Below are 26594 nucleotides of genomic sequence, written 5' to 3' on the forward strand. Positions count from 1 at the left end.
TACCTCAGGAATAAATAGGTTTTTGAGACTCCATGGACATTGGCGCTAGACTTCGATAGTGCTTCAACAATCCAATACAATAATCATCTTCTTCGACCGAGGCAATTGCCACGTCCTTATTTAAAACATATTCTGCAAAAATGGACGGTATTCTATTTGCCCATTTAAGGTAGGACTTTACAGGCCTACTTTCTTTAGCGGAATATTGCATGACGATATAACCAATAGGAACTGATAGATTAATGGGTATTTGGAAGGATATATTCTCCGGCTTCAACTCCCTTCGTTGATCCCACTGCTTTTTCCAAGTACTCAAGGTAATTCCCAAATTTTTGATGCCTTGCAGAGAGAATAGGTCTGATGCCACAGGCATCACAATAAAGTCAGAGCAGATGGTCACCGCTCGATTTATTGCACCCAAATTAGGTCCAACATCTATCAAAACATACTCCGCATTAAATTGGGCTGTTGCATCTTGAATAATGGTAAGGTATTCATTTATCTCCTCAATATGGACAGGATAGAATGGGTCACCTGATAACACCGGATTAATGGAATCTAAAATAGTAATAGGAAGATTATTTTCATAAACTTCCTCTAACCGTTCTGCACTCACAAACATGGAAGTCAAATTTGACTGAGGATCTAAATCAAAATCAGGTTGTCCATTACCATTTTTGCTAAGATCATCGATTGCTCGCTTTACCCCGTAGTTAAACCTGTTTACATAGCCCAATATTTTTAAAGCTTCGGCAAGCACAACGTTTCTATAATCAATGGCATCAGGGAAATTTTGGGCATTCACATCGCCAATTAAGCCCCCCGGATTTATAATTTCAATACGATTTGAAAATTCATACATGTAAATTGGTGAATTTGACTCGTAATTTCTATGCATAATGGCATTCATTAGAAGTTCTCTAAGTGCCCAAAAGGGATAGTTTCGGATACTATTTTCTTTCAGGGAATCAATTTTCACTGGCCTTCCCTTGATTATAATGTTTTTGATAAAATCATCCATCGAGTTCAGTTCAGTAATCAATGCCCCAGAAAACTTCTTTTCATACGCTACATCACTGTTCATTTGTTCACCATTGAATTTTACATATTGTATGTAAGCACCCGGCAAGTAGAATTCAGGATTAATCCCAAATATCAAAATACCAGCATTTGTCGGACATTGCTCTTTGTTGTCAAAAAAACGTAGGGATGCTAATTGTTGCTCTAAGGTTCTTCCATTTTCTTTTAAAGTGTCTTTATCTATAGCGGCAGGCAGATACGTTGACTTAAAATATTCAAGGGCTAAATCATCTAATCTTGCTCCCAATGCAGGAACCAGATCATAGGTCCTTGCATAGGAAGCCCTTCTTTCAATCAATATTTCTTCTTCCTCTATGGTAGCCTTATCCCTTCTGGGACCTATTCGAATCCAGCATCTGCCGTCGTAGCGTACAGGTGGATAGGAAGAAGGGGTGACTTGAATCACTACTACTTCTCCTTCTGGAAATTGGGTAACTGAACTTACTACCATTGAAGGCTGGGGAAGCACGTTTCCATTTGTCTTTAAATTTCCTATAGCCTGCAATTCCTTATCGGGCCAAGTCATTCCCGCTAGCCTACCATCGTCATGAACTCCCAATAAAATGTAGCCCGTTTTTCTATGATTTGGAAAATCATTGGACAATGCACAAACCGCAGGGCCCAATTTGCTTTCCTTGACAGAAATGGTTCTTTCTATCAAATCACTTCCTATTTCTGCTAGTAGTTCCTTTACTTTTTCTTCAGTTATCATGATAACGTTAATTAATTACAATTTCCGGAAACAACCCCTGCATCAAGCCCATTTTATGTTGCTGCAATTGCTCAATTTTCTCCGCCTGTGCCGTGATGAGTGCAACTAAAGCAAAGTTCTAGTTGGATAAAAACTGCGTTTATTATACTCAAGTGGCTGCGATGCGTTGGCTATTAGATACGCCGGTTCCGTCCTTTTTTTTTGATGAATTTTTCTGCGCAACGCATAGCCCATAGGAGACATATGCCTCAAACTCGTTGATTGGATTGCGCAGCTGACATAAACAGGCAGTCTGGGTGAAAAAATCGATCATTTTGTCTTATATTCAATCGAAAAACGATATTTCTATCTAGTCAACGTGATTTCAACAAACCCCTAACCCCATGAAAAACCTAAAAATTGAACTAAAATGGGCTATCATCTTTTCAGTGGTAGTATTGTTGTGGATGGTCCTGGAAAAACTCAGCGGATTGCACGACAAATACATCGATTACCACCTGTATCTTACCAACCTGTTTGCCATCCCGGCGATAGTGGTAATGGTAATGGCCTTAAAGGACAAGAAAAGAACCCACTACAAAGGCCAAATTAGTTACCTGCAGGGCGTGACTTCCGGTGTCATCCTATCCATTTTTATTTCGTTGCTCAGTCCGATTACCCAATGGATCACGACCTATGTCATCACACCCGAATATTTCCCGAATGTGATTCAGCGTTCGGTTGAATTGGGCTATTATGCAACAACCGCCGAGGCGGAAGCAACCTTCAATTTCAAAAACTATGTGGTGCAGGGGCTAATCGGTGCCCTGATAATGGGCATTCTTACGACAGCGATTGCCATGATCTTTATTCGCAGCAAACGCCAATAAGCAATTTATCAGGTGGGCTGTCGGCACCATTAAAACCAAAAAACGCCAACTTCCCCAAAAAACTCCCGTTAAAATTTTCATATTCATTGCTTTCCCGTATATTTAACTAATCTATTAGTAATTTAGCATTTGTTATGAAAGTCGTTCCGGTCTTCTTGCTGTTTCTTCTTTTCGTCCTGTCAGGGTGCCTAGGGCAGTTTCAAAGAGGTGAAGCGTACTTCCGAAATCAGGAGTATGAAAAAGCCATCGCCGAATTTGACCGGGTCTTATTTGTAAGCATTTCGGACGTAAAATCCCTACACCTTAGGGCAAGATCCTTTGAGGAATTGGAGGAATATGAAAAGGCAAAAGAAGATTACCGAAAAATACTAAAGCTCCAACCGACTTATTCGCAAGCCCTTGCCGGACTTGGAAAAATCGCCTGGAAAGAAAACAATATGCCTGATGCAGAAAAATTTCTGCTGAAAGCTGCCATGCACGATCCGAATGACTACGACATCCTCATGCTACTAGGACGAACCATGATCAAGAATCAGCGCTTTAAAAGTGCAGAGGAGTTTTTACAGCTTGCGAGTGACCAACATCCGGAAAATCCCCAACCGTACTTCTATATAGGCATAGCCCGGGGTTATCAAGGCGACGGATTGGGTGTTGTGACCGCCTTGAATGCCTACCTTTCCCTCGAGAATGACAATCTGGCCGCCCATTATAACCGCGGATTTGCATTGATGAAACTCGGCTTTTCCGATTGGGCAATAGAAGATTTCAACGAAGTCCTTAAAAGAAAACCGGATCATTACGACGCCCTTGCCCGAAGAGGCATCTGCCTTCTGGAAGACAACCCAAGTCAGGGAATGCGCGATATTCAAAAAGCCGCTCAACATGGCAATCCTTTGGCCAAGTCCATTTTGAATCAATTTGGCAAAAAAAGTGGAAGGGGCATGAATTAAGCTCCTGTTTGGCCTTGCTACGCGGTAGGTTCTAACCAAATGGAATGGAAAGCTCACGCCTCACCAGTGAACGTAGATTTTGCCCACACTTTTACCGGATTCCAACAATGCCTGGGCAGATGCGATTTCAGCAGCGGAAAAGACACCGCCTACCCGCGGGAAGATTTCGCCTGCATTGTACAACAGAATCAATTCCCGCAAACAAGCCCCTATCACCTCCACCCGATGGTCGGCCAGTCGCAACATATTTACCCCTAGGATACTTTGCGATTGCATCATCATAAACAGTGGACTCAAAAACCCTGTTTGAAACAGAAACGAAAGATCATTTAGTAGATGCCTTTTGGATCCACTTCGCGCGGCCCCACCAAAGCAAAAGAGCTTGCCACCATAATTTAGCAGCGTCCTGTCTTTACCAAAGCTCCGTCCCATGGTGGTGTTGAAGATATAATCAACCTTTCGGTTACCCAGCTTTTGTTCGATCACCGTGACGTAATCGTGCTCTTTATAGCAAATAGGAAGATCCACCCCCAATTCCCGCAGGTAGCACATCTTTTCGGCAGACCCGCATAAACCGATCACGAAAACTCCCTTTCGTCTGCATAACTGTACCACTGCGGTCCCTACCCCCCCTGCCGCGGCATGGATCAGTGCGGTTTCTCCTTCCCGCAGCTTGTGACTATAATCGGTCATATAATAGGCCGTACAATACTGCGTAGCAAGTGCACAGGCCTCTCCAGCCGGGATCGTTTCAGGTATAACCGCAGCAGCACGGTTGTCTACCAACGCCTGATCTGCATACCCCCCAAACCTGGAAAATGCGACCACCCGCTTTTCCAACCAATGGCTATCCACTCCCTCACCGAAGGCCATCACGCGCCCGACTACCTCATAACCCGGCACAAAGGGCAGCGGTGGGGCTTCCCTGTACAGACCTTGCCTCGCCATTACGTCTGCAAAGTTCAACCCAAAACCCTCCACCTCGATGAGTAACTGTTCAGGTCCAGGGATCGGAGTAGGCACCTCACGGAGTTCAAAGGCTTCCGTTGCTTTGCCATGGGCCACTAGCGTTAACTGCCTCATTCGCTTTTCTTCAAAAAGTCCACGATTGTAGTACCTCTTCCCCTCTCCAAGCTTATCTTGCGCACCTCTTCACCCACGATCACCTCATAAGTGCCATAAAAGGCCGAAAGGGACACAAGTCCGTTTTGACTTACCTTCACGCGGCCTTCGGTCCACCATTCCTTGAATATCAAATCCTGATAAGCTTCTGCTAATGCGGTGGGCGACCAATCCTTGCGATAAAGCGAAGAGACCGGTATCCAATTGGCTCCGGCCCAAAATCCCCACATCAATATCCCTTCGACTGACGGGTGTGCAAAACATATCCGGTAATAATCCACCAACTCAGCCGCGGTAAACCGCTCCGCCTCGAGAGTCATCTCTCGAATGTCCTCTCGGTGATACTTCGAACGCTGCCCCGGCATATTAAATTCCGTTACCAGAATCGGCAATCCAAAAACCGAAAGGGAATCCAATGCCCTCCGCAGCTCATTCCGATCAAAACTTTCTTCGTGCAGGTGTCCCTGCACGCCTATCCCGGCAATACGCACACCTTGGGCTATTAGCCCGCGGATTTGCTTAAGGTAATCATCCAGCCGGTTTCCGGTTAGGATATCGTAATCATTCAGAAACAGTTGAGCATCCGGATCTCCCTGATGAGACCACTCGACCATCTTCTTGGTGATCTCCGGCCCCAGGCGATCTTCATAATAGTTGCCATGTACCATTTCGTTGTTAAGATCGTAGCCGGCAAAACGGCCCCGATACCTTGTAGTTACATCTAATGCGCGGACTCGAAGTGTTTGCTCCAGCGACTCATTATCTAATGCAGTAAGCCACTCCTGAACAAACTTGGGGATACCCCAAAAAATATTATGCCCACGCAAGGGAATGCGGTGTTGTTCAGTCCATGCCAACAAAGCATCTACCACCGAGTAATCGACCACTCCCTTTTCCCTTTCCATGCTATGCCATTTCAACGCATTTTCGGTGACAGCCGCATTGAAGTTCTCCAGAAATTTCTCCGCGTACTGCGTTTTGTCGGCCTCGGACATGGAACCGACAAATCCATTACTCAGGGCGGCGCCAAACCAGAATTCATGCGAAAGCTGCCGGATATGCACTTCCTCCCCCGGCCTAGCGAAAACGCGTATGGTTCCCTTGCGGTGTTTCTTTATTTGGATCTCCTCTTCCTCCCCTTGGCCAAACAGACTTATGCCGTTAAAACAGTGGAAAAATAGGAGCAACAAAAACACGTGTAATTTTCTACCTATCATAGCAGCTTGGGGTTTAGGATAAAAACAAAGGGGCATTTTAGAACTTCCATAATACGATTTTTATAGCCATCCAACAACTATCCAAAATATCCTGGTGTACCAACTGATAATGCCAAATCCGCTTCCCGTTAGCTACATCCAAGGCCAGTAGGGTATTGGCAAACAGGGTGGTGCCTAGTCGATCGCCCCCGTAAAAATCGGGAGCAGGAGATCCTGTGGGCACATATACGATCCCCCGTTTGCGGTCTACCGCCATACCAGCCCAATTAACAATAGATTATTTTTCAATATCGAACTAATTTCGAATAATACAAACATAAAGCTAGGCAATGTGCATGGAAAATCGTGGAATTGAATCCAACCTTAAATACCGAAAAAAGCACGGCAGAAAAGACCTTCGACATCCTAGACGCCACCGCTCGCTGGCAGTGAATTCCTGAGCAACTCAGTCTATGTGATGGGTGATTTACTCCTTACAAAAGCCGTCAAATGGAGGGAAAACGCTATATTTGCACCGCTTTAGGTTAAGCAAGCATACCACCGTATCAACTCTACATCGACCTAAAATTCCGCTATGGATATCGAAAACCAGTTACTGCAGCATATATCGTCGGCATTTAAATCGCTCTTTGGACACGAAATAGCACCGGAAAAACTGGCTTTGCAGCCTACGAGGAAGGAGTTTGAGGGTTCGTTTACCTTCGTCCTATTTCCATTTTTAAAGATTACCCGTTTATCCCCGGAAGAAAGCGGCAAACGCATCGGTGATTACCTGAAAGAACAGGTGGCTATAGTCTCTGATTACAATGTAATCAAGGGATTTTTGAACATTTCGCTGGACGACTCCCATTGGATAAATGTTTTTCAGCGTATTGTTGCCGACCCGGATTTTGGACAATTTGCCCCTAACGGTCAAAAGGTCATGGTCGAATACAGTTCGCCCAATACGAATAAACCCTTGCATTTGGGCCACCTTCGCAATAACTTTTTGGGCTATGCCGTGTCGGAGATTCTAAAAGCCAACGGCTTTGACGTAATCAAGGCCAACCTGGTAAATGACCGCGGAATCCACATCTGTAAATCCATGGTGGCTTACCAAAAACTTGCTCAAGGAGAAACACCGCAATCTGCAGGAATTAAAGGAGATCACTTGGCTGGAAAGTATTATGTTCTCTTTGATAAGGAATACAAAAAGCAAATCGACGAACTGGTGGCAGCCGGAATGGACAAAGAGGAAGCCAAAAAGAAAGCTCCTTGGATGCTAGAAGCCCAGGAAATGCTCATTCAATGGGAAAAAGGCGACGAGGACGTAGTAGCGCTTTGGAAAACCATGAACGAATGGGTTTATGAGGGCTTTTCAGCCACATACCAAACGATGGGGGTAGACTTTGACAAAACCTATTACGAGTCGGACACCTACCTGCTGGGCAAAGACATCGTGGAAGAGGGGCTTAGGAAAGGTGTTTTTTTCAAAAAACCAAACGGATCAGTTTGGGTGGATCTATCTGCCGAGGGCTTGGACGAAAAGCTGGTGCTAAGGGCAGATGGCACTTCGGTGTATATCACACAGGACATGGGCACCGCTGATCTCAAGTACAAAGACTTTCAGATCACCCGCTCCGTATATGTCGTAGGAAATGAACAGGATTATCATTTCGACGTGTTGTTCAAGATCATGCGCAAGCTGGGCCGTCCTTACGGGGAAGGCTTATATCATCTCTCCTACGGCATGGTGGATCTGCCTTCAGGCAAGATGAAATCCCGAGAGGGAACGGTGGTGGATGCGGATGACCTGATGGCTGAGATGGTGGACACTGCACGGGACCATACCCAAGAACTCGGAAAAATCGAAGGCTTTTCGGAACAAGAAGCCGAGGAGCTTTATCGTACATTGGGCATGGGAGCGCTTAAATACTTTTTGCTAAAGGTAGACCCTAAGAAACGCATGCTCTTCAATCCGGCTGAGTCCATCGAATTTCAGGGAAACACCGGCCCCTTTATACAGTACACCCATGCGCGCATCTCTGCGATTCGCCGAAAAGCAGATCAGATCGGTTTAGGCTACGGGCCGGAAGACCTTGCAGGCCTAACCTATATCGGAGAAACCGAAAAGAATTTGATTATCTTACTCCAGGATTACGAGCGGAAACTTAGATCCGCTGCCGAGGAGTATGCCCCATCGGTAATCGCTCAGTACCTGTTTGATTTGTCCAAAGAATACAATCGATTTTACGCAGAACTTCCTATATTTAGCGAGACCAAAGGACAGATCCAGGCCTTCCGGGTGGCACTTTCCGTAGAAGTTGCCAAAACAATCCGCAAGGGCATGAAGTTACTAGGCATAGATGTACCCGAAAAAATGTAACTATGAACACACTATTTATCTCTTTGTCAGCCCTCATGGTAGCCATGGTAGCGGGATTGACGCTTTCTCCAAATGGCGCAGACCAACCTGAAAACCAACCTATGGAAACGTCCATTTACGATTTTAAAATGAAGGACATCGATGGAAAAGATGTCGACTTCTCGACCTACAAAGGCAAGAAGCTGTTATTGGTCAATGTGGCTTCCAAGTGTGGCTACACCCCCCAATATGCAGACCTTCAGGAGCTGAATGAAAAATATGGTGACAAGGTTACCATTTTGGCGTTTCCTGCCAATAACTTTGGAGGACAGGAACCCGGAACGCACGAAGATATTAAGTCTTTCTGCACAGAAAACTATGGGGTGACCTTTCAGTTGTTTGAGAAAATATCCGTAAAAGGGGTCGATAAACACCCGCTTTACCGGTGGCTATCTGATAAAAACCTGAACGGATGGAACAATACCGAGCCTTCCTGGAATTTCTGTAAATACTTTGTAAACGAAAACGGGAAACTGGTTAAGTTCTTTCCTTCTTCCACCAAGCCCATGGATGCGGAAATCTTGGCATTGATCAATGCCTAAGGGCTTCAATCAACCTTGCCAATTGCCCAAGGCCCTTCACGGCTTTGGGTATTGCTTTTTTTCAGCGGCTCCTTTTTGACCCGTCCCTTAAACGAAGTTCTACCAAGCGTTCATCAGATTTGGAAATCACATTAACCTCAAAGAAACAGGCTTGGCTTCACGCATTCCGGCTAAGAACCCTTCCATTGGCCCTATCGAGTATCTTTATGGGCAGTATCCTTGCCGCTAGAGAAGGGGTATTGCGCTGGGACGTCCTGGTTTTGGCTTCCCTTACGACTGTCTTGCTCCAGGTTTTATCCAACCTGGCCAATGATTATGGTGATAGCGTGCATGGTGCCGATAATGCAGATCGAAAGGGTCCGATTCGTGCGGTACAGTCCGGCGTGATCTCTCCCTCCGAAATGAAAAGGGCCATGATAATCTGTGGTTTCCTCTCATTGATTTGCGGATTGTGGTTGCTATATGCCGCATTTGACGATCTATTGGCCTTCTTAGGCTTCTTGGCGTTGGGACTTCTGGCCATCTTTGCGGCCATCAATTACACCTCGGGCAAAAACCCCTACGGCTACATGGGATTAGGAGACCTTTCGGTATTCCTCTTTTTTGGTCTCAGTGGCGTACTGGGCACTTATTTTTTGCACAGCGGCGAATTTGATCTTTGGGTATTGCTTCCGGCATGTGCTTTGGGCTTTTTTTCCATGTCCGTATTAAATATCAATAATATTCGGGATATTGAATCCGACCGGGTGGCTGGCAAAAAATCCATCCCCGTCCGCATCGGAAGAACCGCTGCGGTTCACTATAACTGGGCACTTATACTCGGCGGGAACCTATCCATGGCGCTTTTTCTTGGGTACGGAAATACGCTTGGTGGCTTTAGCTTTCTGCTCGTACTCCCGCTCATGTTATCGGTAGGCAGGGGAGTTCAGCTGGCCAATTCAGCTGCCAAAACAGATCCCTATTTAAAGAAAATGGCCCTCAGTACCTTGCTATGGGTGGTTGCGTTTGGAATTGGGTACCTGTTTTTTTAAAACTATTCCTTTGCTACACTATCGTTTTTAATTGGTTTTTTGTAGCTTACTGCACCAATAGGATACTTGATCAACGGCTTGTATCCAGTATAACATACCTTACAATTCACGGTAACAATTGACGAATCATTTCCTGAAGTTAATCAGGAATGATTGCCAAAAAACAACTAGAAAAACATGAAAAGCATACTGGTTCCCTACGATTTTTCCAAAGAGGCGGAATATGCCCTTCAACTAGCCCAAGAATTTGCCGCAAAGGCGGCATGTAAACTCAAACTGGTGCATGTGATTGAGATCCCGACTACCCAGCATTTCAATACCATCGGTGAGGTTACCCTGGAAGATTCCTATGTAGATAAGATCTTCATGACTGAAATGGTGGAAAAACGCAAGGAGCAAATGAAAGCCTTGGAGGAGTTGCACCGTGAAAAGCCTTATCAATTCAGTACCAAGATCTTGTACGGAAACCCCTATGCGGGAATTGCATCGGAAATCAGCGAAATCAAGGCTGACTTGGTGGTGATGGGTTCCAAGGGTTCTAGCGGGCTGGAGGAGCTTCTGATCGGATCCAATACTGAGAAAGTTGTACGCCTTTCCAAATGCCCGGTTATCACTGTAAAACAGCCAATCCACACCGAACGTATCAAGAATATTGTATTTGCGAGTGATTTCAGTGAAAACAGCAAAAAAGTAATACATGAATTGAAGGACCTGCAAACCCTGCTGGGTGCTGAACTCAGTTTGGTAAAAATCAACACGCCCAATTCCTTCGAAAACTCGCTGGTATCCAAAAAGAATATGAAAGCCTTCATCAAAGCAAATGACCTAACCAACGTAAAAGTAGAAATTTTCAATTCAGGAAGCGAAGAAGAAGGTATTTTGGAGTATGCAGACGACGTAGACGCAGATATGATCGCAATGGCCACCCATGGGCGTACCGGGCTGATGCACCTGCTAGGCGGAAGTATCGCCGAGGATGTGGTAAATGCTGCCGTTCGACCCGTCTGGACGATGAAATTTAAATAAGGCAGCATGGGTAGAAAAAAATCCAACGACTGGAAAAAACGGGACGGGGTAGTGTATTCCACGTCTGATGATTTTGAGTTTGACGATAACAGCCTGGAAGCGCAACTAACCCTGCCTCCCCAACAGCAGCAGTTACGTATCCAATTGGACAAAAAATCCCGCGGTGGCAAGCAGGTTACCTTGGTGACCGGGTTTGTGGGGAGCGAAGAAGATCTCAAGGCGCTGGGCAAGGCCATCAAAATCAAATGCGGTGTGGGAGGCAACGTCAAAGACGGAGAAATCCTGATTCAGGGAGATTTTCGAGACAAGATCTTGGACTTTCTAGCATCGGAAGGATACAAGGTAAAAAAAGTGGGGGGCTAGCAGACGTGTACACGAACGTGGCATTTCCAGTATGAGGTATCTTTTTATTTACAGCGCCTTTGCAGGGCACGTATACCGTACTTTTCTGCTAGCAAAACAGTTGGTCGCGGACGGCCATGAAGTACATTACCTTCTCCTGACTAAAAATCCTCCTAATTGGAACGTACCTGGCGCTAGGATACAGGTAATTGGCTCGGCACCTATGTATACGGCCTTCCATGGATTTCCCGAAAAAAAAGATGAAAGGACCGTTCGAGAAATCTTTACAAAAGCAGGGAACATACTACTGGAAGCCGTCGAAGCACATCGCCCAGATCACATCTTCTTGGATGAATTCTGTAGCATTGAGCTTCATTGTCTTATACCAGCAGGTTTTGCCAACCAAATCGAAGTGCTTACACCATTTCTTCCTTCGAATCCAAACACGGACTTTCCTCCGCAAGATAGATACGGCATGCCTGGTCCTGATGCCAGCGTTTTATGGTCAAACTACGAAGAGGAACAAGGAGAAACTGTTTCGGCGCGTCAAAAGCTCATTCGTGCACTTTTCGGCGAGCATATAGCCCATTTAGAACATCGGATTTGGACATTTAACAAATTGCACCCCGCAGTATCAGGCATTAAAAAAACCTACCTGCACGATGCTTCTTTTGACTTTGGCGGACAACCCATCAAACCTTGGGAGCGCTATGGAGGACCATCCATCGACCTTTCGAGACCAGAAGATGTGGCACCTTTACTTTCTACCATGGTGGCACATCATCTCGGAAAAAAATCCGAAAACAAACTGATCACCGTATCCTTCGGGACGGTGATTAACGACTTGGTTGCTGCTGACGCCCTGATCGAATTTTTCGATTCACTGAATGCCCTAGCGGAAAAATTTAAATGGATACTTTTTGTTGCAAAACTACCCGCTCCCATCGCTTCAAGCGTAAAAAAAACGGCAGTTAATCTCATTTTTATGAAATCGTTGCCTCAACTTTTCTTGGTAAAGCAATCAAGTCTATTAATTACCCATGGGGGTGGAGGAGCGGTATACGAAGCGTTGGCACTGGGAATACCGTTGCTGGTTATACCGCCTAAGAACATCTTTGATTATCCAGGAAATGCAGCTAGGGTGGTCTACCATCAAGTGGGTCTTTCTCTTTCCTCTCAAAGCCCTATTGAGGCGATCAGTCAGGCATTAGAAGAGTTGCTTGCAAACAAAAAATACACCCTAAATGCCCAAAAATGGGCAAAGAAATTGGCTTTTGAAAGGATTGCATGAACGTTGGATTCCTAAAACCATACTTCCTACGGAATCCGTTTATTTACGATGGTGGTAACGTTGCCCCTCACGTAATAATTGAATACACCAAACACCTCCACGATCGCCTTAAAAAACGCTTGACCACAGCCTGGGAATCGGCGGTCGTGAAGCTCAATCTGAAGAATCTTCACTCGCTTGAGCCAATTTTGATAATCTTTGGAAAAAAGCATACGCTCTGCACCTTCGATATCCACTTTGAGCAAATCAATGCGTTTAAATTGGTATTTGGTTACGATCCAATCCATTGATACTGCTCGGACATTACCTGAGGTCAGATTTTCCTCCGAATAGATAGTGAAGGGATATCCATGGGGGTTCTTTAGTTCAAGCGTGACCGCAGAATGCCAAATCCCTGCCTGCTCAAGGTTGATTCCTTGGTATGGATCGGAATTCCTTTTAAGCAATTCAAAATTGGCTGGGTCGGGTTCTACGCAGATAATGTGCGCTTCCGGATGTTCCCGTTTAGTGAACAAAGTATACAGGCCTATATTTGCACCCAAATCAACCACTGTTTGAATAGGATACGTTACCGGCAACTTATAGGCTTCCTCCTCAAAAATTTCTTTGTACACCCACCTATCCGAAAACTTCCCATCCCGTAGATTCACGGGATACCGAAGGTTTAAGGGACTTTCCTGAATTATCAATGTAAACGTTTAGAGAGCAAATGGAAAACCACATTAAAATAACCCCTATGGTGATTTTGAAGACCTTGCAACAAAATCACGCTATTTGTCACGAAGTACCGTCGTAAAAAGTACCTTCGAAGGAGCCAGCTATACCCCCTGATTCAACTGTTGCCTCTTCCATTTTCGGTTCAATCCATACTTTCTTTCCCATTTTCTTAGTTGTTAAAAGGTTTCTCCACAGAATTTACGTGATCAAATATATCATTTTTTTTTACTAACTGATTACCTTCCTCGTAAAAAACCGAAAAATCGCCAATTGTCATCCCAAATCAAATCTCACCCCCTCAAAACACCCACCTAACCAAGGACAGCGAAACCAACCAAAGCAACAGCACCGCCATTAAATTTAACCAAATACCCACCTTCATCATTTCCTTGATGGAGATCATTCCACTGGAGAAAAGGATGGCATTGGGTGGGGTGGAGATGGGAAGCATAAAGGCAAAACTGGAAGCCATGGTAATGGGGATCACAAAGGGCAAAACCTCCTCTCCCATCCCATCGGCTATGCCAAATACCACCGGAAGAAAGATCGTGACCAACGCCACATTGCTCATCAGCTCGGTTAAAAACAGGCAAACCAGAATCAACCCCAGAATCAGCCAAGCAAGAGACAAAGCCGAGGTTCCTGCCACATAGGCCCCAATCGCCTGAATAATACCTGCGGCCTCCATGCCTTTGGCCAAGCTCATTCCTCCCCCAAAAAGTAACAAGACCCCCCAGGGCAGCTCCTTCATACTCTTCCAATCCAGCAGCTTGGCATCGCTACCCGCACCGTTGGGCACCAAAAACATGCAGATCCCACCCGTCATGGCAATGATGGTGTCGTTTAGCAGTGTCGTCTGAAACAGCAGATTGAGCGGTTCCCGCAAAATCCAACACAAGGCCGTGGCTACAAGTACCAGGGAAACCCGCACCTCCGCTTTGGAAATGGGCCCCAAATTCCGCAACTGCTCCTGAATGACGTGATCCGATCCCGCGATCTGCCCCAGTCCATTGGGGTAAAGCACACGGACCAAAAACACGTACATCATGAGCAGCATCACTCCCCCTACCGGCAAGCCGATCAATAGCCAGCGGTTAAAGTCCAAACTAAACCCGTAAAACTGATCCATCAAACCCACCAAAACCACATTGGGCGGCGTGCCGATAAGGGTAATCACGCCACCGATGTTGGCGGCATAGGCAATACCCAGCATCAACGTGAACGAAAAATGGACAAATCCCTTGTGATCCCCCATATCCGGATTGGCCGTTACGATTAACTGAACGATGGACATGGCAATCGGCAGCATCATCACTGCGGTGGCAGTATTACTGATCCACATGCTCAAAAATGCGGTGGCCAGGTAAAATCCGGCGATAATGCCATTCGCTTTGGTGCCCGTGACCCGAATTAAATTAAGGGCAATGCGTAAGTGCAACCGATTCTTTTCCATTGCCAACGCAATGATAAACCCGCCCATGAAGAGGTAAATAACGGGATCGGCATAGGGCAGCGTAGCCCCTCTCATATCAAAAATCCCTAACAGCGGAAACGCCACAATAGGTAACAATGCCGTAACAGGTATGGGTACTGCTTCGGAGACCCACCAAGTGACCATCCAAGCAGCCAGGGCAATTACCCGTATCCCATCGGAAGGCTCCACAAGCCCTGCGAAGGAAGCTAACAGGATCCCTCCAAAAATCATAGGCGCTAGCCAAATTCCCACCTTGCTTACGTGCATCGTATTGGAATCAATCGTTTGAGTTATTCCAGTAGTTGAAATCCGCCCTTGCCCTGCCAATTACGGAATATCCCTGCCAAAGCCCCCTAGGGTAGGTTAGTTCCCACAGGTAGCACCTCTACAGTGAGCGAATCGATGACATTGACCTCAAACCCGAGATTGACCGTCAACTTACCGAGCTTACTTTCCAGCTGATTGGCGCCGCCCTCCGTCACACGGGTCTCCCAGGCATAGAGGCTTCGTAGATTTCTCAATTCCGAAAGGCTGGATATACCCTGGTCCCCAACTTGAGATCCGTAAATATTCAGAAACTCCAGATAGGTCAATCCTTTGATATGCTCCATGGCGGCATCCGAAACCGGTGTTTTCTCCAGTCTGAGCTTGGTCAGGTTCTTTAGTTTGGCTACAGGTGCCAGCCCTTGATCAGATATATTGCTTTCCTTAAGGTCCAGCCAAGTTATTTGATCCGGGAAATTCTCTGCAAGTCCCGCCAAAAGTTCTTCCACAGGCAGCTTTTTGTCTATCGTTACCTGTAACCAATTCGAATTTGCTGCCAAGGTTTTGATCATTACCCCCTGATCCTGAAATTCCTTTATCTTCTCCGCACTGGGTACCGGCGGTTCAGAGGCCAAGAGGATTTCAACTTCAGACTTGTTTGCATTGGGATCTACGAGGGTTTGGAGAATCTCATCAATCGAACCATCCACCTTTACCTCTGCCACTTTCTTGTCAAAAGGAGCTCCTTCCGAAATCCACCATTCAAGCAAGGCAACCTGCTGTTCGGTAAGCTGCGTCTTTCCCTTGGGCGGCATATGTTCTTCGTCGGTCTCGGGCAAGTGGATCCGTTGTAACAACAGGCTTTGCGCAGGATCTCCGGCTACGAATGCCGCTCCACTTTCTCCGCCGCGCTGCATCGCCTGCACTGTGTGCATCTGCAAATCTCCCTTTTTCTTGCTCGCATTGTGGCAGGAATTGCAGCGCATCTCCAAGATGGGATGTACGATATCGCCAAATACCTCCGCTTCCTCCAGGTTCGTGATAAGCTTAGGTCCTTTGGACTGCTCCAGACCGACCAATGCACGGAGTGAATTTGGCATATTTTGGGTAAGGTAGTTACTGCCATGGGTAAGCGAGCCCCCGTAGTGCCCTGCCCCACCCAAAAAGACCATCATCAGGGCCAAACTCCCCAAATAGGCCTTTTTTAACTTCTCCGTGCCCTTTTCCTCGTATTGACGCTGTAGCCACCAGGCTCCAAAGGAGAAAACGACCAGTGCGATACCGAGCCATTGGTGAATTCCCAGCAAGTCTTCGCTGTATCCTCCATCTCGGGCGAGCATTAAGCCCAAAACGGCCGCTACCAATGCGGAAACTGCGCCTATAAACAATGTAAAGCCTACGGCAGGCCGAAGGGATTGGTAGTTTTTCCTTTTGGATACCAGCTCCAACAAAACGGCCATTACCAAAAAGCCGATGGGCAGGTGCAAAAATAGGGGGTGAAACCTCCCCAAAAACAGCAGCAAATCTCCTGATTCCTCCATGAGTATATTATCTTTCTATGCAATAACTTTATGAACTACCTTCCCAGCCACATCCGTGAGTCGAAAATCCCGCCCTTGGGCAAAGTAGGTAAATTTCTCGTGGTCCATCCCGGCCAAATGCAAAATGGTTGCCTGAAGGTCGTGGACATGCACCTTGTCTTTGATTCCATAGTAGCCGATTTCGTCCGTCTCTCCCAAGCTAAATCCCCCCTTTACGCCACCTCCGGCCATCCAAATGGGAAAGGCCTCGGTGTGATGATCACGGCCTTTAAATGGCCAAACCCGTCCTCCCCGGTTTTCCTGCATCGGCGTCCGTCCAAACTCTCCGCCCCAGACGACCAAGGTTTCATCCAACAGGCCCCTTTGCTTGAGGTCTTTTACCAGGGCAGTCATAGGTCGATCCACTTGGCCGCACTTACGGACCAATCCGTTTTCCAAAGAGTCACCCTCGCTTACCCCATGCGTATCCCAACCCCAGTCAAACAACTGCACAAAGCGTACTCCCTGCTCTACCAACCTCCTGGCGAGGAGGCAATTGTTGGCAAAGGATGTCTTCCCGGGTTCGGTACCATACATCTGATGGATGTATTCGGGCTCATCTTTGATATCCATGACCTCTGGCACCGAGGTCTGCATTCGAAACGCCATCTCATATTGGGAGATGCGGGTCAAAATCTCCGGGTCTCCCACCTCCTGATATTCCGTCTCGTTTACTTGATTGATCGCATCTATGGTACGCTTGCGTAGGTCGCCGCTCATTCCCTCCGGGTTGGAAACATACAGGACGGGATCGCCTTCTGACCGGCACTGTACTCCTTGGTAGACAGAGGGCAAAAAGCCACTACCCCACACGGACTTACCAGCATCCGGGGTATTGCCACCGGAAACCAGCACGATAAAGCCGGGCAGGTTTTCATTGTCGGTGCCCAGCCCATACGTTACCCAGGATCCCATGCTTGGGCGCCCTAACCTAGGACCACCTGTCTGTAGCAGCAACTGCGCCGGCGCGTGGTTAAACTCGTCGGTATGCATGGTCTTTATCAGCGTCACATCATCGGCGATGGTAGAGAAATGCGGAAGCAAATCAGAAATCATCATCCCGGACTCTCCACGAGGCTTAAACACGGCTTGGGGACCTAACATCTTTGGAACCCCCTGAATAAACGCAAACTTCTTACCTTCCAGAAGGGATTGGGGACAGTCTTTGCCATCCAGCTTGGCCAATTCCGGTTTGTAATCAAATAGCTCCAGTTGAGAAGGAGCCCCTGCCATATGGAGGTAAATGATGCGTTTGGCCTTGGGTGCAAAATGGGGCAGCTTGGCCGCCAATCCTTCCATCACCTGCTTGGCCTTTTGCTCCTCGGTGGGAGAAGGGCCGCACGACATCATAGACCCAAAGGCTACAGACCCCAGCCCAGCAGCGCATTTCTTCAAAAAATGCCTCCTTGTCTGCTGCTGTAGGGATCGAAATTGCAGTTCCTGCAGTAAATTCATCGAATGCTTCATTAAGATTTCATCACAAATTCATCCAAATTCATGATCACGTTTGCCATGACCGTCAGCACCGCCAGTTCTTTGTCTTCCTCTCCGGTAAACTGGCAAATCGCCTCCGGATCGTTGTCAAAATAAACTTGGGTTTCTTCATATAAGCCCTGTAGGGCTTCCAGTTTTTCGGGATCAATGCCTCGCAACATGGCAAAGCTATACATCAGTGACAACTTTTCCGTGGCGGAATCCCCCGCCGCACTGGCCAATACCCGTTTGGCCAAAAACAGGGATGTTTCCAAATATACCGGGTCGTTCAACGCAACCAAGGCCTGTAAAGGGGTATTTGTATCGATTCTTCTAGGTAGGCAAAATTCCCTGCTGGGTGCATCAAAGGTGATAAAAGAAGGATAAGGGCTGGTACGTCGCCAGAAAGTGTATAGAGCTCTTCTGTATTTGTCCTCCCCTTTGCTGGTCTTCCATTTTTCCCCTCCACTATATACTACCTGCCAAATCCCTTCCGGCTGCTCAGGCATCACGCTGGGACCATACATTTTCGTACTTAGCAAGCCGCTTACGGCCAATGCCTGATCCCGAACTTGTTCTGCTTTGAGTCGTGTCCTTGGCCCTCTGGCGAGTAGGTAATTATTCGGATCCTTATCCTTTAAATCCTCCCGGACAAAGGATGACTGACGGTAGGTTCCTGACATGACTAGTTGCTTTATCAGCCCCTTCAATTCCCACTTGTGCTCCTCCATAAACTGAAGCGCCAGCCAGTCGAGCAGCTCTGGATGTGTTGGGGCAAATCCTTGAGAACCGAAATCCTCCAATGTCTCCACGATTCCCATACCAAACAATTGTTCCCAGAAGCGATTCACCAATACCCTGGCAGTCAGGGGATTCTCCTGGGAAACCAACCAATGTGCCAGTCCCAACCGATTGGACGGATAGGAATCAAAGGAATTCCACTTCTCGGGCACTCCCGGCTCCACTTCCTCCCCATGAACCATCCAATTTCCTTTTTCAAATACCTTCGATACACGCCGGTGACTCTCGGGCAGATCTAACATGATCGGCGTACTGATTTTCGGTTTGGTAGTATTCAACAAGTCATAAAACGTGGTTGCCACGTCCTCGTATCCTTGGCTGCCTTCACCGGGAATCGCCTCATGAAAGACCATCCACTCAATAATACATCCCGATCCCTCGGGCCCGTCAATCACCAGATACAAGTCCCGCTTACCGACTACCGGATTCACCGGTATGGATACAGTCTGATACAGGGTATATTCCTTGTTCTTTTTCTCCTTTTCATCGTATTCGGTTCGGAATTTACGCTCCAACGGCAAGGTTCCAATCAGTTCCCCACCCGTAGAGTCGAGCCGAACTTCCATGTTGCCCGCGGTTTTGTCCGTCCGGTACCGAAGCATCAATCGATCCTTTCCGGTGAACGGGAGCTCTTTGATGCGGGAATATACACTGTCGGCCACTTTGAACGTGGAGGTACCCAATACCGGTAACCCTTTTTCAATCTGTTCGACGTAGTGCGGATGGATTTTAGGTTCTCCAATTCGGATCAGCTTCTCAAAGTAATCCACCTTTTGATCCTTCTCGGCGGCAGGTACCTGGGCAGCTACCCATTCCTTGATCGTTGAAAGCCTCTTTTGGTCTTCCTCTTCCTTGTATTGAATCAATACTGGTGCTTCACTGGGAATATCTGCGTCGGCACTTTGGTTAAAGAATGCATAAGACCGGTAAAAATCCTCGTGCCTGATGGGGTCATAGGGATGGCTATGGCATTGCACACATTCCATGGTAGTTCCCTGCAGCACCGACCAGGTGGTATTCACCCGATCAATTAGTGCGGCCACGCGGAATTCCTCATTGTCTGTGCCGCCTTCATCATTGTTCATTGAGTTACGATGAAAAGCCGTGGCGATATACAGCTCATCACTTGGATTGGGTAGTTGATCACCGGCGAGTTGCTCTGTCACAAATTGGTCAAAGGGCATATTGTCATTCAAGGCTTTAATGAGCCAATCCCGGTATTTCCAGATACTTCGGTGACGGTCTGACTCATACCCTTTTGAATCCGCATAGCGGGCCAAATCCATCCACATCGCAGCCCAACGCTCTCCATAAGCGGGAGATGCCAACAACCGATCTACTACCCGCTCATAGGCATCCGGAGATTCATCTTCCAAAAACTGCGTTACTTCCTCGAGGGTGGGCGGTAATCCAGTCAAATCCAAGCTAACCCTGCGGAGCAGCGTAAAACGGTCTGCCTCGGGATTTGGAAGCAATTTTTCTTGGTGTAACCTGGCAAGTACGAAGCGGTCGATGTCATTTTTTACCCAAGGCGAAGAAACCTGCGGCACTTCCTTGGGCTTGGGTGGAATGTAAGCCCAATGATCCTTCCATTTAGCGCCTTGGTTTATCCAGCGAGTAAGCAGCTCAATTTCCTCTTCTTCCAGAGGCTCCGCTTCCAGCGGCATTCTCAGTTCGGGATCGTGATGGGTGATGCGATTAATAAGCTCACTTTTCCGGACACTTCCAGGAACGATTGCCCGCTCGCCCGATTCATTCACCTCTAGCGCCTCTTCTTCGAACAACAGACTAAAGCCGCCGGACTTCTTAACCCCCCCATGACAGGCAATACACTTTTTGTTAAAGATGGGCCGTATGTGGACGTTGAAATCAACTTCTTCTCCTAACACGAAAGCCGGTAGGTACTTGTGCTTGTTTTCCAATGAGATAGAATGGGCTATCCAGGCAAACAGACAAAGCGAAAGTACGATGGAAAAAAAGCTTTTCCATCTTGCGGCAAGGTAATGCATATGGGATTGAGGCAATTTGGCTATTATTGGATTAGACTAACTCAGCATAATGGGAACAAAGTAACTAAATAAAGCATCAATTCAAAATTGCTTTTTGTGAAATATGCGATCAATTACCCGAGCTGCTGATGTATCTGTTTCCTTTTTACATTTCGTGCGATAGCGGTATCAACACTGCCCGCAAATCCGGATCAGCCATCTCCCGGTCGAATGGAAACATTGGCCGGTTGATACGCTTGTACTCCAAGCGATCCAAATCCTGATCCACTCCTCCCGGGGTCAAGGCCATAATCCAGTCTGCCCGCATATCGTATAATTCCGGAACTAAGTACCCGATTTTCACGACCACAATGTCCGCCTCCCTTGGATTGAGACCCAACCGGGTAAAATCCGACTCCCGATGATAGGGCTTTCGCTTCTTTGTTACAATCACATGGGCGCTGCCCACCTTTACCACTACCTCTGTCTCAGCATTTCGATCTCCATGCTCGATGGCCATAACGGTTCCTTCCAACAAGATCGGTGGGGCAAACCGGTCGTCTACCGCAGCCCCCGCCTTTGCGGAAACCCGATTACCTACGCCTGCCTTTATCGCAGCTTCCACAAACTCGGGCCCGGGCAGGGAAGCATAGATCAAGGTGGGTCCTGATTCATCTTTAAACTCGGGCCGTTTTAGGATTTCGTGCATGGTCCAGGTAACGTCCCCCGCCCCACCGGCCGTGGGATTGTCTCCCATATCACTGATCATAAAGGGTTTTTTGTCGCTTTTCACCGCTTTATCCAACGCTTCTTGCAGGGTAGTCGTGGGGGCTATAAAGTCAAATTCATTGCGTACAGCCCAAAAAGCTTCTGCCAGTTCTTCGGCAGTTGCAGTAACCGCGTCTTTGTCATCCCCAGTCACCATGACCACGCCTTGATTTCGAGGCTCATCCGCCCAGGCATAACCAATCCAGATGGCGGCATCGATCACCCCATCTCTCTCAGCAGCGGGATAGACCTTCGCGTAGAGACTCTTACCGGGATCCACACGGGTACTGGTTTTTTCTCCCGGCAGCAAAATAGGAACCGGTATCCACGCCTTATAGGCAGGCTTGCCCTTGCCACTTTCCAACCGATCAAGCAAGTTATCCATGGCCCGCTTTTTGGATTCCAGGGCGTCTTCGTGGGGAGCCATCCGGTAACAGGTAATGATATCTGAATGGCCTGCCAATTCCCGGGTGACGTTTCCGTGCAAATCCATCGAAGTGGAAATGATGGTTTCCTTGCCCACGACTTCCCGGATACGTGTGATCAAATCACCCTCGGGATCGTCTATTCCCTGAACGCTCATGGCACCGTGGATGTCAAAAAACAACCCATCATAGGGCAGATTTTCCCGTAGCATATCCAACGTTTTGCCCACCATGGACTCGTAAGCCTCGCGGGAGACGATACCTCCCGGAATGGCATGGCCCCGAAACGTCGGAAACCATTCAGCCCGATTCCGATTGGCGGAGTCTTGCGCCATAAAAGGGTAATAGGAGAAAATTTCCTCCCCCACCCGCGCCTGAAAGGCATCTTCTTCCGTCACCGCAGGAGAAAACGTACTTGATTCAATAGCGATGCCCGCAATGGCTACCCGAGGCAGCTTCTTTGTGCTGCCGTCGTTTGCCGGGCCGGAACAAGCCACCAAAAGTACCCATAGTAGTCCAAGTGTGAAAAGGGAGGCGACTTTAGAATTAAAGGAGTGCATAATGAATCTGTCAGGTTGGTTAAAGAAATCAAAAATAAGGCACCAATCCCACAAAAGAAATAGGTTAAGCTAATATCTCGATAACGCCTCACTAGAATATCTTCTGTATCCGGTTGCTTACCGCCTACAAATACATTCGCAATTTCCAACTTGCCATTGCTAATTCGAACGCTGCGAGGTTGTCGCCTTTCGTATGCTTCTTTGCGGCTAAAGCCTTCATCCCAAATTGGCCAACACCTTGCAAAACGTTTTCCATGAGGTTCAAATATGGTTTATTTCGAAATTCACCGCCTGAACCGAGAGGGGTTCTACAGTACGAGAACCGTACTGCCTGTCCCGGGTATCGGGGCCCGGTGGTGTGAACTAGCCTTCCGATAGGGTGGTTATTTTCTTTCCACCTTCCCACGGAACTGCCGTAAAAACGGGACAGGCTGTGCGTGAGACTCTCACCTCGATACATCGGGCCTCCTCATACAAACAACCACTGTTAATTTGCTTTATCGAGGCTTCATCGTTGGTTCACCCCGAAAGCTTTCGGGGTTCCGCTCCACAATACTCACCTACAGGAATCTATGTCCCCGTTTTTCCTTAACCGTTCACCACACCGGAGTTTCCGCCAGATGCAGCGTAAGGCGGTTTGATGGCTGCTCCCTGAAGTCTCAGGGCAGGCTCGGCAAGCCGCCATCGGAGGGCCTGCCTGCTGGTCGCCCAGCAGTCCTCCATCCATTTCAAAGCATTCAGCCCCTAGAGGCTGATTCAAGTCACACACGTTTTGCAGCTACCCGAAGGTGGCGATTTTCACCACAAATGTTGATGCGGAGAACCAAACTTTGATTAACCACAAATGTGTCTGCGGAGCACTGAACCGCTACTTTTGCCAAACGCCTGTTATGTGTTCGGGCATTCTTCAATTCCAAATTTCATTCATTTTAGTCAGCACAATTGGTTTACCATCTGTCACTACAATTGTATGTTCGTGTTGTGCCATAAAACCGCCTTTGTTTCCAACCATTGTCCAACCGTCATTAAGTTCCGTTGTATAAGAGGAGGTCGTTGCGATAAACGTTTCAATAGCTACAACTGAATTTTTCTTAAATCGTCTTTGGTCAAATCGGTTTCTATAATTCAATAACTCGTCAGGTTGTTCGTGTAAACTTCTGCCAATACCGTGTCCACCAAGATTTTTAATAACCTTAAAGCCCCTTTTCTTTGCTTCTGTTTCCATTATGTGTCCGATGTCTGAAATGCGAACACCGCCTTTAATATTATAGATTGCTTTGTGCAAAATTTCTCGTGATGCTTCAATGAGTTTTTGATGTTGATTAATGTCTTGTCCAAGCACAAATGAGCCACCATTGTCTGACCAAAAACCGTCAAGTTCAGCTGAAACATCTATGTTCACTAAGTCGCCTTCTTTTAGTATTCTTTTGTTGGACGGAATACCGTGGCAAAATTCGTCGTTCACACTAATACAAGTCCAACCTGGAAAACCATAAGTCAAATAAGGTGCTGATTTTGCTCCAAAGTCCGACAAGATTTTTGCTCCAAAGTTGTCTAATTGTTTTGTTGTCATACCGGGTTTAGCGTAGTTTCGCATTTCTTTTAAAGTCAAAGCAACTGCTTCACTTACTTTTTTCATTCCGATAAGTTCTTCGTCTCTTGTTATGGACATATTCGTCTATTTTTCTGTTAGTTTATTTTTGTACGGTGGTCGCTCGTTGCCTGACACATAATCGGGTCAGGCGGGGGAATTTACTCACTATTTTTATGATTTTTAAACGGCGTTCGTGATTTCCAATTCACCCCTACCTTCCCACAGAACTCCTGACGCGTCAGGACAGGCTGTGCGTGAAAGTCTCCCTTCACACGGCTCTTCATGTTCTTTGTCGCTGTGAATGCACTCATGGTTGTACCAGTTTCCAATGTTCAAACAAGCCGGGAGCTTCCTTGTATTGCCGTTTGAGCCAGCGAACTGACGCATTCTTATACAAACCCTTCTCCCATTTGACCCATTTGAGCAGACGATGGTTCAGGCCATTCCATACTTGGCGCATGCCTGCCAGCCAAAATTTGTGGTAGTAGTTCATCAGTCCACGGATTATCGGATTCAGCTTTTGCGCAAGCTCCCGCAATGGAACCCTGCGCTTGTGAATCTCCAACTCCCGGAATTTTGCCCGTATAGCTTTCTTTGAGCTGTTGCTCACGAAGATGCCTGGTAGGAATCTACGGCCACCTTTTACCTCACGCATTACCGGGCGGATGCTGAAACCAAGAAAATCATATTTCCTGGGATACTGCTGCTCCGATTGGCCACGCAGGTTTACAATTTTGGTCTTGTCAGGGTGTAAGGTCAGTTTGCAGGCGCTCATGCGCTGGCCTATTACCCGCAGCATAAATTGCGCCTGCTTCTCTGTCTTGCAATGCACCACAATGTCATCCGCATAACGCTCAAATGGCTTCTCAGGATGGTACTTGTCCATCCATTTGTCGAATACCACATGGAGGAAAAGATTAGCCAAAAGTGGGCTGATCACTCCTCCTTGTGGGGTGCTGGCAAGGCGTTTGCGAATTTTCATTTCTTGCATAACATCGGCTTTAAGCCAACGCTCTGCATACAGATGCACCCACTTGTCTTTACAATAGTGCCGCAGGGCCTGCATCATCAGGGTGTGGTCGATATTATCGAAATACCCTTTGATATCGAGGTCTATGGCAAAGTCGTGGTTGAAACAGTTTCCATGACTTTGGTCCACTGCATCATGGGCACTACGTCCGGGTCGGTACCCAAACGAGGCATCGTGAAACAGCGGCTCCAACTGCTTTTCCAAGTGGTGATTGACCACTTGCTGTGCGATGCGGTCAAGTAAGGTAGGGATGCCAAGAGGCCTGCTCCCTCCCCCCTTTTTCCTTATCAGCACGGCTTTGACAGGCTCAGGAAAATAACTTCCTGAACTCAGACGGTTCCAGAGCTTGTACAAATGACCGGACAGATCACTCTCAAGCATCGCCCAAGTCATTCCGTCCACGCCGGAACTGCCTTTGTTCTTTCGTACCTTCTTGTAAGCCTGCCATACCATCATTTTGGTGATTGGTTGCGACTTTGTCTCATAATAGTCTATCATCCCGTTCCCGGTTGTAGGTTATTAATTGAAACGCAAACATGCCGCTCCCTTCGCTCCGCAGCCATTACGACTGCTTCAACACTACTACGAAGCGGTCTGCCGCCATTGCCTCACCACAACCAATGGTGTCTGTTTTCTCTACCCGAGGCGGATTTTACAGAGCGACAATGACTTCACTTGTTCCGATGTACCGCCTGTCCTGTATTCCTGCCAACTTAACCCCGGGTGAGACACAACCAGTAATCCGGTTTCCGTTGTGCTTGGTCTCGGGTACAAACGTAACTACCCGATTTTCTCTCCGTGTTGCCCTTTCGGGGCTTCATCATTGGTTCTCCGCCTAGGCGGATCAGCTCTACAGGACTCAACTGCAAGGGTCTTTACCCTCGCTTTTAACCTATCGCTCACTACCACATCGTTTCCTTTGCAGCAGCATAGGCCGTTTTGAGAACTCCCCCGGAAGGGCGTCTTCGGGAGGCCGTCCCCGCTATTAGCAGGGTTCTCCCATCGGTACATCAGCATGTCATTGAGCTGTTTCATGGCTCTGTGACTTCAAGTCACACACGTTTTGCAGCTACCCGAAGGGCGGGATTTTTACCACTAAACTTCATTCGGAGAACTGAACTTTCGGCTACCACAAAACTGTCTGCGAAGCACGAAACCCCGCCTTTTGGGTAGGTGCTGTGTGTGCCCGGCATGGGCATCTGGTATCGAAGATACCATAATATTCCAGAGGGTGCAAGTCCCTTACGTGCGGGGGTAACGCCCCGAAGCGTTAGCAAGTCGCAAGGTGGTTTGCCGTGAGGCATGCACTGAAGGAAGCGAGACTGCAAACCCCG

Annotated in this window: 22 protein-coding genes and 1 pseudogene; 8 read left to right on the forward strand and 15 right to left on the reverse strand. The window is 47.4% G+C overall.

Going from position 1 to position 26594, the window contains the following annotated elements; all coding sequences use genetic code 11:
• Positions 1 to 4 precede the first annotated feature (4 nt).
• A complete protein-coding gene (locus IAQ59_RS22275) occupies positions 5 to 1792 on the reverse strand; it encodes an RNA-binding domain-containing protein (protein ID WP_245189364.1) in 1788 nt (595 codons plus the stop codon).
• Positions 1793 to 2175: 383 nt separating this feature from the next.
• Here IAQ59_RS22275 and IAQ59_RS01940 point away from each other — a divergent pair, with 383 nt between their 5' ends.
• On the forward strand, positions 2176 to 2661 hold the full coding sequence (locus IAQ59_RS01940; RefSeq protein WP_209329062.1) for a DUF4199 domain-containing protein: 486 nt from the start codon (positions 2176 to 2178) through the stop codon (positions 2659 to 2661).
• Between the two features lie 134 nt (positions 2662 to 2795).
• The gene (locus IAQ59_RS01945; RefSeq protein WP_209329063.1) at positions 2796 to 3611 is read left to right on the forward strand and encodes a tetratricopeptide repeat protein; all 816 of its coding nucleotides are present in this window, start codon (positions 2796 to 2798) and stop codon (positions 3609 to 3611) included.
• Between the two features lie 60 nt (positions 3612 to 3671).
• Here IAQ59_RS01945 and IAQ59_RS01950 read toward each other — a convergent pair whose 3' ends face one another.
• The 3 genes and pseudogenes from IAQ59_RS01950 to IAQ59_RS01960 all read right to left on the reverse strand — a co-directional run.
• A complete protein-coding gene (locus tag IAQ59_RS01950; protein WP_209329064.1) occupies positions 3672 to 4694 on the reverse strand; it encodes a quinone oxidoreductase family protein in 1023 nt (340 codons plus the stop codon).
• Entirely contained in the window at positions 4691 to 5950 is a 1260-nt protein-coding gene (locus IAQ59_RS01955; RefSeq protein WP_245189365.1) for an endo-1,4-beta-xylanase, read from the reverse strand. The genes IAQ59_RS01950 and IAQ59_RS01955 overlap by 4 nt, the downstream gene beginning before the upstream one ends.
• 79 nt (positions 5951 to 6029) lie before the next feature.
• Positions 6030 to 6218 (reverse strand): annotated as a pseudogene (locus tag IAQ59_RS01960) (hypothetical protein); the annotation flags it as partial.
• A gap of 306 nt (positions 6219 to 6524) precedes the next feature.
• Between IAQ59_RS01960 and argS the strand changes: the two are divergent.
• From argS to IAQ59_RS01990, 6 genes are all read left to right on the forward strand, one after another.
• Entirely contained in the window at positions 6525 to 8315 is a 1791-nt protein-coding gene (gene argS / locus IAQ59_RS01965; protein ID WP_209329066.1) for an arginine--tRNA ligase, read from the forward strand.
• Between the two features lie 44 nt (positions 8316 to 8359).
• On the forward strand, positions 8360 to 8896 hold the full coding sequence (locus IAQ59_RS01970; protein WP_425342593.1) for a glutathione peroxidase: 537 nt from the start codon (positions 8360 to 8362) through the stop codon (positions 8894 to 8896).
• Between the two features lie 119 nt (positions 8897 to 9015).
• Positions 9016 to 9927 (forward strand): 1,4-dihydroxy-2-naphthoate polyprenyltransferase, encoded by a 912-nt coding sequence (locus tag IAQ59_RS01975; protein ID WP_209329067.1) that lies wholly within the window; start codon positions 9016 to 9018, stop codon positions 9925 to 9927.
• Positions 9928 to 10104: 177 nt separating this feature from the next.
• Positions 10105 to 10953, forward strand: a complete 849-nt coding sequence (locus tag IAQ59_RS01980; RefSeq protein ID WP_209329068.1) for a universal stress protein — start codon at positions 10105 to 10107, stop codon at positions 10951 to 10953.
• Between the two features lie 6 nt (positions 10954 to 10959).
• Complete coding sequence (locus IAQ59_RS01985) at positions 10960 to 11316, forward strand: translation initiation factor (protein ID WP_209329069.1); 357 nt, start codon at positions 10960 to 10962, stop codon at positions 11314 to 11316.
• A 31-nt stretch (positions 11317 to 11347) separates the two neighbouring features.
• On the forward strand, positions 11348 to 12586 hold the full coding sequence (locus IAQ59_RS01990; protein ID WP_209329070.1) for a glycosyltransferase: 1239 nt from the start codon (positions 11348 to 11350) through the stop codon (positions 12584 to 12586).
• A gap of 26 nt (positions 12587 to 12612) precedes the next feature.
• Here IAQ59_RS01990 and IAQ59_RS01995 read toward each other — a convergent pair whose 3' ends face one another.
• The 11 genes from IAQ59_RS01995 to IAQ59_RS02040 form a co-directional block, all read right to left on the reverse strand.
• A complete protein-coding gene (locus tag IAQ59_RS01995; protein WP_209329071.1) occupies positions 12613 to 13236 on the reverse strand; it encodes an FkbM family methyltransferase in 624 nt (207 codons plus the stop codon).
• A 365-nt stretch (positions 13237 to 13601) separates the two neighbouring features.
• Positions 13602 to 15044, reverse strand: coding sequence for an SLC13 family permease (locus IAQ59_RS02000; RefSeq protein ID WP_209329072.1), 1443 nt, complete (start codon positions 15042 to 15044; stop codon positions 13602 to 13604).
• Between the two features lie 86 nt (positions 15045 to 15130).
• The gene (locus IAQ59_RS02005; RefSeq protein ID WP_209329073.1) at positions 15131 to 16582 is read right to left on the reverse strand and encodes a c-type cytochrome domain-containing protein; all 1452 of its coding nucleotides are present in this window, start codon (positions 16580 to 16582) and stop codon (positions 15131 to 15133) included.
• 15 nt (positions 16583 to 16597) lie between these two features.
• Positions 16598 to 18076 (reverse strand): DUF1501 domain-containing protein, encoded by a 1479-nt coding sequence (locus IAQ59_RS02010; protein WP_209329074.1) that lies wholly within the window; start codon positions 18074 to 18076, stop codon positions 16598 to 16600.
• Positions 18077 to 18087: 11 nt separating this feature from the next.
• Positions 18088 to 20904: a DUF1553 domain-containing protein gene (locus IAQ59_RS02015; RefSeq protein ID WP_209329075.1), complete on the reverse strand. Its 2817-nt coding sequence runs from the start codon at positions 20902 to 20904 to the stop codon at positions 18088 to 18090.
• Between the two features lie 145 nt (positions 20905 to 21049).
• A complete protein-coding gene (locus IAQ59_RS02020; protein WP_209329076.1) occupies positions 21050 to 22636 on the reverse strand; it encodes a M81 family metallopeptidase in 1587 nt (528 codons plus the stop codon).
• Between the two features lie 588 nt (positions 22637 to 23224).
• Complete coding sequence (locus IAQ59_RS22510; protein WP_280866563.1) at positions 23225 to 23359, reverse strand: hypothetical protein; 135 nt, start codon at positions 23357 to 23359, stop codon at positions 23225 to 23227.
• 184 nt (positions 23360 to 23543) lie between these two features.
• Positions 23544 to 24308: a type I methionyl aminopeptidase gene (map, locus tag IAQ59_RS02025; protein ID WP_209329077.1), complete on the reverse strand. Its 765-nt coding sequence runs from the start codon at positions 24306 to 24308 to the stop codon at positions 23544 to 23546.
• An 80-nt stretch (positions 24309 to 24388) separates the two neighbouring features.
• Positions 24389 to 24541, reverse strand: coding sequence for a hypothetical protein (locus IAQ59_RS02030; protein ID WP_209329078.1), 153 nt, complete (start codon positions 24539 to 24541; stop codon positions 24389 to 24391).
• Positions 24538 to 25758 carry a group II intron reverse transcriptase/maturase gene (ltrA, locus tag IAQ59_RS02035; protein WP_209329079.1) on the reverse strand — a complete coding sequence of 407 codons (1221 nt, stop codon included), beginning with the start codon at positions 25756 to 25758 and terminating at the stop codon, positions 24538 to 24540. The genes IAQ59_RS02030 and ltrA overlap by 4 nt, the downstream gene beginning before the upstream one ends.
• 554 nt (positions 25759 to 26312) lie before the next feature.
• On the reverse strand, positions 26313 to 26594 hold a 282-nt coding region (locus tag IAQ59_RS02040), incomplete at its 5' end, for a hypothetical protein (protein ID WP_209329121.1).

This window comes from Lunatimonas salinarum (assembly GCF_017811155.1).
Lineage (GTDB): Bacteria > Bacteroidota > Bacteroidia > Cytophagales > Cyclobacteriaceae > Lunatimonas > Lunatimonas salinarum.

Excerpts from the sequence above, each read along its gene's own strand:
- IAQ59_RS22275 (WP_245189364.1), bottom strand. The coding sequence starts at position 1,792 with ATGATAACTGAAGAAAAAGTAAAGGAACTACTAGCAGAAATAGGAAGT.
- IAQ59_RS01940 (WP_209329062.1), top strand. The coding sequence starts at position 2,176 with ATGAAAAACCTAAAAATTGAACTAAAATGGGCTATCATCTTTTCAGTG.
- IAQ59_RS01945 (WP_209329063.1), top strand. The coding sequence starts at position 2,796 with ATGAAAGTCGTTCCGGTCTTCTTGCTGTTTCTTCTTTTCGTCCTGTCA.
- IAQ59_RS01950 (WP_209329064.1), bottom strand. The coding sequence starts at position 4,694 with ATGAGGCAGTTAACGCTAGTGGCCCATGGCAAAGCAACGGAAGCCTTT.
- IAQ59_RS01955 (WP_245189365.1), bottom strand. The coding sequence starts at position 5,950 with ATGATAGGTAGAAAATTACACGTGTTTTTGTTGCTCCTATTTTTCCAC.
- argS (WP_209329066.1), top strand. The coding sequence starts at position 6,525 with ATGGATATCGAAAACCAGTTACTGCAGCATATATCGTCGGCATTTAAA.
- IAQ59_RS01970 (WP_425342593.1), top strand. The coding sequence starts at position 8,360 with ATGGTAGCGGGATTGACGCTTTCTCCAAATGGCGCAGACCAACCTGAA.
- IAQ59_RS01980 (WP_209329068.1), top strand. The coding sequence starts at position 10,105 with ATGAAAAGCATACTGGTTCCCTACGATTTTTCCAAAGAGGCGGAATAT.
- IAQ59_RS01985 (WP_209329069.1), top strand. The coding sequence starts at position 10,960 with ATGGGTAGAAAAAAATCCAACGACTGGAAAAAACGGGACGGGGTAGTG.
- IAQ59_RS01990 (WP_209329070.1), top strand. The coding sequence starts at position 11,348 with ATGAGGTATCTTTTTATTTACAGCGCCTTTGCAGGGCACGTATACCGT.
- IAQ59_RS02000 (WP_209329072.1), bottom strand. The coding sequence starts at position 15,044 with ATGCACGTAAGCAAGGTGGGAATTTGGCTAGCGCCTATGATTTTTGGA.
- IAQ59_RS02005 (WP_209329073.1), bottom strand. The coding sequence starts at position 16,582 with ATGGAGGAATCAGGAGATTTGCTGCTGTTTTTGGGGAGGTTTCACCCC.
- IAQ59_RS02010 (WP_209329074.1), bottom strand. The coding sequence starts at position 18,076 with ATGAATTTACTGCAGGAACTGCAATTTCGATCCCTACAGCAGCAGACA.
- IAQ59_RS02015 (WP_209329075.1), bottom strand. The coding sequence starts at position 20,904 with ATGCATTACCTTGCCGCAAGATGGAAAAGCTTTTTTTCCATCGTACTT.
- IAQ59_RS02020 (WP_209329076.1), bottom strand. The coding sequence starts at position 22,636 with ATGCACTCCTTTAATTCTAAAGTCGCCTCCCTTTTCACACTTGGACTA.
- IAQ59_RS22510 (WP_280866563.1), bottom strand. The coding sequence starts at position 23,359 with ATGGAGGACTGCTGGGCGACCAGCAGGCAGGCCCTCCGATGGCGGCTT.
- map (WP_209329077.1), bottom strand. The coding sequence starts at position 24,308 with ATGTCCATAACAAGAGACGAAGAACTTATCGGAATGAAAAAAGTAAGT.
- IAQ59_RS02030 (WP_209329078.1), bottom strand. The coding sequence starts at position 24,541 with ATGAGTGCATTCACAGCGACAAAGAACATGAAGAGCCGTGTGAAGGGA.
- ltrA (WP_209329079.1), bottom strand. The coding sequence starts at position 25,758 with ATGATAGACTATTATGAGACAAAGTCGCAACCAATCACCAAAATGATG.